Here is a 1472-nt window from a genome sequence, read left to right on the forward strand (position 1 = left end):
CTGTCGTCCTCGCTACGGGGACGCCCAGTCGGGCGCTATTCTCGGACAGCCTCCCAGGGCGGTTGCCTCTGTGGCTTGATGTAATACACAGAAGCCTGTCGATAGACATTTTTCAAGACGGGCGACAAATTGCACAGTGTGCATATGCCTGTTTTTTCTGCCGTAAATGTTACGAATCTCTGTTATTTCTGCCAGCTTTTGTACCATTGGGCAAACTTTTGCAAGCCTGCTTCAATAGATGTCGATGGTTTAAAACCGACTGTTTCCATCAAATCACTGACATCGGCATAGGTGGCATAAACGTCACCGGGCTGCATCGGTAAATACTGTTTTTCGGCCTGTTTGCCGATGGCATTTTCCAGTGCTGTGATAAACGTCATCAGTTCAACAGGCTGGTTATTACCGATATTGTAAATCCGGTAGGGTGCCGAACTACGGCTTGGGTCGGTGCTGTCAAAATGATCTGACTTTGTGGGAATAACATCCTGAATGCGTACAACACCTTCCACGATATCATCAATGTAGGTGAAGTCTCTTTGCAGCTTGCCCTCATTAAAGACGGGGATGGCTTCTCCACGGTTAACCATTTGGGTGAACTTGAAGTAAGCCATGTCCGGGCGACCCCATGGACCGTACACCGTGAAAAAGCGCAGGCCGGTGGTTGGTATGCCATAGAGATGGGAGTAAGTATGGGACATCAACTCATTGGATTTCTTGGTCGCCGCGTAGAGTGAAACCGGATGGTCAACCGCGTCCGTCGTTGAAAATGGCATTTTGGTATTCATGCCATAAACAGAGCTGGATGAGGCGTAGACAAGGTGTTCTACCTGGTTGTTGCGGCAACCTTCAAGAATGGTGGCATGGCCGACAAGGTTGCTGTCGATATAGGCCATTGGGTTGTCGATGGAGTAACGGACGCCCGCCTGAGCAGCCAGATGGATCACCCGGTTGAACTTTTCCTGCCTGAACAGTGCCGCAATACCTTCGCGATCGGCCAGGTCCAGTGCAACAAAACGGAAGTTTTTCAGCGGAGCCAGTTCATTAAGGCGGCCGTGTTTAAGGCTGACGTCGTAATAGTCATTGAGATTATCGATGCCAACCACTTCATGTCCCATTTCACAGAGACGTTTGGTGGTAAAGAAGCCAATAAAGCCTGCGGCTCCGGTGACCAGGTATTTCATCGTGGTTTACCTGTAAGGTGGGCTTAGGAATTGCCCGAAATAATTTGCATAATTCTGAGATTCAAAACTACGTTCGTCCTGAGCCTGTCGAGGGGCGTGAACTTCGGCCTCATGTATTGTGCCAATCACCCCTTGGACTCGTTCCCACGGTCCCGAGGTTGTCGCAAAACCCTCCAGACACCTCGTTCCCATGCTCCGGAGGTTGTCGCAAAACCCTCCGGACACCTCGTTCCCACGCTCCGCGTGGGAATGCATACCGATCCCGCCACAAATACCATACTCGCATGGAGC

General features: G+C 50.7%; 1 protein-coding gene. It reads right to left on the reverse strand.

The window, feature by feature from the left end; translation table 11 throughout:
* Window positions 1-182: 182 nt before the first annotated feature.
* The gene (locus tag KDK14_RS11725) at window positions 183-1181 is read right to left on the reverse strand and encodes an NAD-dependent epimerase (protein WP_257265306.1); all 999 of its coding nucleotides are present in this window, start codon (window positions 1179-1181) and stop codon (window positions 183-185) included.
* Window positions 1182-1472: the final 291 nt, after the last annotated feature.

This window comes from Endozoicomonas sp. ONNA2, assembly GCF_024606365.1.
Taxonomy (GTDB): Bacteria; Pseudomonadota; Gammaproteobacteria; order Pseudomonadales; family Endozoicomonadaceae; genus Endozoicomonas.

Excerpts from the sequence above, each read along its gene's own strand:
- KDK14_RS11725 (WP_257265306.1), bottom strand. The coding sequence starts at position 1,181 with ATGAAATACCTGGTCACCGGAGCCGCAGGCTTTATTGGCTTCTTTACC.